General features: G+C 67.9%; 5 protein-coding genes. 4 read left to right on the forward strand and 1 reads right to left on the reverse strand.

Translation table 11 applies throughout. The features are described from left to right. Window positions 1-24: 24 nt before the first annotated feature. The 4 genes from CH341_RS13525 to CH341_RS13540 all read left to right on the forward strand — a co-directional run bounded on the left by CH341_RS13525 (window position 25) and on the right by CH341_RS13540 (window position 3,952). The gene (locus tag CH341_RS13525; RefSeq protein WP_111419548.1) at window positions 25-1,044 is read left to right on the forward strand and encodes an NAD-dependent epimerase; all 1,020 of its coding nucleotides are present in this window, start codon (window positions 25-27) and stop codon (window positions 1,042-1,044) included. A gap of 381 nt (window positions 1,045-1,425) precedes the next feature. After that, entirely contained in the window at window positions 1,426-2,442 is a 1,017-nt protein-coding gene (locus CH341_RS13530; protein WP_111419549.1) for a 2-keto-3-deoxygluconate permease, read from the forward strand. 28 nt (window positions 2,443-2,470) lie between these two features. After that, window positions 2,471-2,887 (forward strand): GlcG/HbpS family heme-binding protein, encoded by a 417-nt coding sequence (locus CH341_RS13535; protein WP_111419550.1) that lies wholly within the window; start codon window positions 2,471-2,473, stop codon window positions 2,885-2,887. A gap of 84 nt (window positions 2,888-2,971) precedes the next feature. Then, window positions 2,972-3,952 (forward strand): 2-hydroxyacid dehydrogenase, encoded by a 981-nt coding sequence (locus CH341_RS13540; protein WP_111419551.1) that lies wholly within the window; start codon window positions 2,972-2,974, stop codon window positions 3,950-3,952. A 68-nt stretch (window positions 3,953-4,020) separates the two neighbouring features. Here the strand turns inward: CH341_RS13540 and CH341_RS13545 are convergent. Then, a partial coding sequence (locus CH341_RS13545) for a hypothetical protein (RefSeq protein ID WP_210208284.1) occupies window positions 4,021-4,532 on the reverse strand: 512 nt, incomplete at its 5' end.

The raw sequence follows: 4,532 nt of genomic DNA on the forward strand, positions 1-4,532 counted from the left end.
CGGGGCCGGCCGCTGCGAGTCGTCATGTCCGACCAAGACCCCATTCTCGTCACCGGCGCGGCCGGGTTCATCGGCTTCCACGTGGCGCGACGCCTGTTGCAGCAGGGCCGTCGCGTGGTGGGTCTGGACAATCTCAATGCCTATTACGATCCGGCCCTGAAGCAGGCTCGCGTCGAGGCGCTGGAGCGCTTCGAGGACTTCCACTTCCTGCGGCTCGATCTCGCCGACCGGGCCGCGGTGGCGGATCTGTTCGCGCGCGAGCGTTTCCCCGTCGTCGTCCATCTCGCGGCGCAGGCCGGCGTGCGGCATTCGCTGGTCGATCCGTTCGCCTATCTGGACGCCAACCTGGCCGGCTTCCTCTCCGTGCTGGAGGGATGCCGGCACCACGGCTGCCGCCATCTCCTCTACGCGTCCTCGTCGTCGGTCTACGGCGCCAACACGAGCGTGCCCTTCGCGACCGACCAGAACGTCGACCATCCGCTCAGCCTCTACGGCGCCACCAAGAAGGCCAACGAGCTGATGGCGCATTCCTACAGCCATCTGTTCGGGCTGCCGGCGACGGGCTTGCGCTTCTTCACCGTGTACGGCCCGTGGGGGCGGCCCGACATGGCGATGTGGCTGTTCACCGATGCGATCGCGCGCGGTGAGCCGATCAAGCTGTTCAACCACGGGCAGATGAAGCGCGACTTCACCTATGTGGACGACGTCACCGAGGCGGTGGTGCGCCTCGTCGACCACGTGCCGCAGGGCGATCCGGGCTGGTCGGGCGACGCGCCCGATCCGGCGTCGAGCCGCGCGCCCTGGCGCGTCTACAACATCGGCAACAACAGCCCGGTCGCGGTGCCCGAGGTGGTGCGGCTGATCGAGGAAGCGCTCGGACGACCCGCCGTACGCGAGATGCTGCCGATGCAGCCCGGCGACGTTCCGGAGACCTGCGCGAATGTCGACGACCTGATGGCGGCCGTCGGCTTCCGGCCCGCCACGCCGATCGAAGAGGGAGTCGCGCGCTTCGTCGCGTGGTACCGGCGCTATCGCGGCGGCTGAACCCCGGGGCGCCGACAACGCGTGGCATGCCCGAATCCTCTGATCGGACCCCGTCGGGCCGTCGACCGGCTGCGCGGATCAGTAAAATATCTATACGAGCCGCCTGTTTCGGCGTAACGGCCATTCCGAATTCACGGCACTTCCGGATATCCATTCCGGAGAGGCAAGAGTAGCTTTCCGGCGGGTCACGAAAGAGGGCCTTCAGTACCCGCCGCCGGTATTCCGAACAGCGCAAGACGATCGACGACACACGTTCGACGGGCCGGCCCCCTTGCCGGCGCTGCGCCGAACGCCGGCCGTGACCCGAGAGACCCCCGAGCCCACCGGGCGGCATCCCTGCCGCCGTCCGGTCCATCGATCGTCCTCGACTCGGAGCTGGTCATGAAGATCCTCAAAGCCATCAACAAGGTTCCCGGCGGCCTGATGGTCGTGCCGCTGTTCATCGGCATGGTCATCAACACGTTCACTCCGAATCTGCTGAAGATCGGCGGCTTCACCGAAGCCTTGAGCGGCGTCGGCTATCCGACCGTGCTCGGCATGTTCCTCTTCACGGCCGGCACCAAGATGACGTTGCGAACCGCGCCCCGCATGCTCAAGCGCGGCTTCGGTATTCTGCTCGCCAAGGTCGGCATCGCCACCGGCATCGCGCTCTCGGTCGCGTATTTCCTCGGCGGCGACCTGTTCGGCCTCAGCACGCTCGCCCTGCTGGTCGCGATGAGCGACACCAATGGCGGCATGTTCCTGGCGCTCACCAGCGCGATGGGCGACAAGGAGGATGCCGGGACCTACGTGCCGCAGAGCATCGAGACCGGCCCGTTCCTGACCATGATCATCCTGGTCGGCGCCGGCCTGGCCAACATCCCGTGGATGACGATGGTGTCCGTGATCGCGCCGATCTTCGCGGGCGCGCTCCTCGCCAACCTGGACGAGGATCTGCGCGAGTTCTTCGGCTCGCACGAGCCTATCATCGTGCCGTTCATGGCCTTCACGCTCGGCCAGAACATCAACCTGATGAACGTCCTCACCGGCGGCCTGCCGGGCGTGGCGCTCGGTATCATGACGCTGGTGGTCACCGGCATCTGCTGCATCCTGGCCGACAAGCTCCTCGGCGGATCGGGGATCGCGGGCGCTGCGGCGTCCAGCACGGCCGGCAACTCGGCGGCGGTGCCGAAGGCCGTCGCGATGGCGGATCCGAGCTACGCGGCGATCGCCCCGATCGCCACCGTTCAGGTCGCCGCTTCGGTGATCGTCACGGCGGTCCTCACCCCGATCCTCACATCGTGGATGTATAATCGCGTGCAGAAGCAGCGGGCCGCCGGCAAGATGCCGGCCGCCGCCGCCTCGGCCGCTCCGAAGCCCGTCGCGGCCGTTCCGGTGAGCGCGACACCCGCGGAGTGAAGCTTCTCCGTCCAGCAAGGTCCATGACATGAACATCATATCGCTCGACACCGCCAATGCGCTGATCGCCCGCGCGATCGGCAAGGCGGTCGCCGATTTCAAGCGCCCGATCTGCGTCGCGGTGGTCGACGGGACCGGCCACCTGCTCGGCTTCTCGCGAATGGACGGTGCGCCGTTGCGCAGCATTCAGATCGCGATCGGCAAAGCCTATTCCTCGGCGCGGCTCGGCGTGAACACCGACGCGTTCCTGGAACGTCTCCATCGCGAGAAGGTCACGGCGGCCGACTTCTGCGACGACAAGATCACGTCGCTGCCCGGCGGGGCCGTCTTCAAGAGCCAGGACGGTGCGGTGATCGGCGCCGTCGGCGTCAGCGGCTTGAAGTCGGAAGAGGATCAGGCGATCGTGCACGCGCTCGCCGACCTCGTGGCGCGCGACGCCGTCTGACACGAGAGCGGGCCTCCGCGGCCGGAGGCCCGCTCGCCCGGCGCGTCCGCGCCCGTCAATCAACCAAACAGAGGCGTTAGCCCCATGTCCAAGCCGAAAGTCCTCGTCACGCGAATGATCCAGCAGGAGAACATCGATCGCCTGCGCGAGCATTTCGACGTCGAGATCAACCCGGACGACCGCGCCTACACCAAGGACGAGCTGAAGCAGAAGATCAGGGGCAGGGACGGCGTTCTGTCGATGCTCACCGACACGATCGACGGCGAGGTGCTCGACGCGGCCGGGCCGCAGTGCCGGATCGTCGCCAATTTCGCGGTCGGCTACAACAATTTCGACGTCGCCGCGGCGACGAAGCGCGGCGTGATCCTGACCAACACGCCGGGCGTGCTCGACGACGCCACCGCGACCCACACCATCACGCTCCTGCTCTCCGTCGCCCGCCGCATCGTCGAGGCCGACAAGTTCGTCCGGGCCGGCAAGTGGGGAAGCTGGGCGCCGCTGTTCTTCATGGGCCTCGATGTCGACGGGCGGACGCTCGGCCTCGCCGGCGCCGGGCGCATCGGCAAGAACGTGGCCCGCAAGGCCGCGGCCTTCGGAATGAAGATTCTCTACACCGACGTGAAGCCCGATCCGGATTTCGAGAAGAGCCTCGGCGCCCGCTTCGTCGACAAGGCGACCCTGCTCGCCGAGTCCGACTACGTCACGCTGCACGTGCCTCTCATCCCGGCGACCAAGCACTACATCGGCGAGGCCGAGCTGAAGGCCATGAAGCCGACGGCCGTGCTGATCAACGCCGCGCGTGGTCCGGTGGTGGACGAGAAGGCGCTGGCGCGCGCCCTGAAGGACAAGGTGATCTGGGGCGCTGGTCTCGACGTGTTCGAGAACGAGCCGGCGGTCGAGCCCGAGCTTCTCGGCCTCGACAACGTGATCGTCGTGCCGCATATCGCCTCGGCCACGCCGGAGACCCGGATGAACATGGGCCGCATCGCGGTGGACAACCTCCTCAAGGTGCTGACCGGCGGCGCGCCCGACACCTGCGTCAACCCGGAGGTCCTCGAGGCGTAGCGGCGGTCGAGGGCCGCCGGCTACCGATCTTTCGAAAGGCCGATCCGGCGACCCCGGGTCGGCCTTTTCTATCGGCCCGGGGGGTGGCCCGGCGGCGGCTCGGCCGCGGCGGTCACCGCGTCGAAGGGGGTGAACTCCTGGTGCACGCAGCGGTCGGTGCCGACCGCGGTGCGGGTGTCGACCACCTTCTCCTTCTGGATGAAGAACGCGTAGTAGACGGCGTGAGACGCGTTGGGGTCCGACTTGAGGCAGACCACCCAGGCCGGGCCGCCGATCCGCTCGATCCAGCGCGGCTCGGAGATCGTCAGGCCGGCCGGGTCGACCGGCTGCTTCAGCCCTTTCATGGCCGCGGCGACGAGCCTGCGATAGGGCGGCACCGGCTCGGGCGAGAGGATCTGGGTCTTGTCGTAGCTGTCGTCGAAGAACGGTCCGCTGAGGCTGCAGGCCGACACCAGGCTGCCCATCGCGGCAGCGAGTGCGACCCCGATCGCGGCGCGACGCCGCCGGCGGATCGCCGCCCCCCGAGCCTCAGCGGCACGCGTGCCGATCACGTGAGAGCCGAATGCGCAAAGGCCGTTGG

Source organism: Rhodoplanes roseus (assembly GCF_003258865.1).
Lineage (GTDB): Bacteria > Pseudomonadota > Alphaproteobacteria > Rhizobiales > Xanthobacteraceae > Rhodoplanes > Rhodoplanes roseus.

What these genes read in the sequence shown, in the direction of transcription:
- CH341_RS13525 (WP_111419548.1), top strand. Translation starts at nt 25, where the DNA reads ATGTCCGACCAAGACCCCATTCTCGTCACCGGCGCGGCCGGGTTCATC.
- CH341_RS13530 (WP_111419549.1), top strand. Translation starts at nt 1,426, where the DNA reads ATGAAGATCCTCAAAGCCATCAACAAGGTTCCCGGCGGCCTGATGGTC.
- CH341_RS13535 (WP_111419550.1), top strand. Translation starts at nt 2,471, where the DNA reads ATGAACATCATATCGCTCGACACCGCCAATGCGCTGATCGCCCGCGCG.
- CH341_RS13540 (WP_111419551.1), top strand. Translation starts at nt 2,972, where the DNA reads ATGTCCAAGCCGAAAGTCCTCGTCACGCGAATGATCCAGCAGGAGAAC.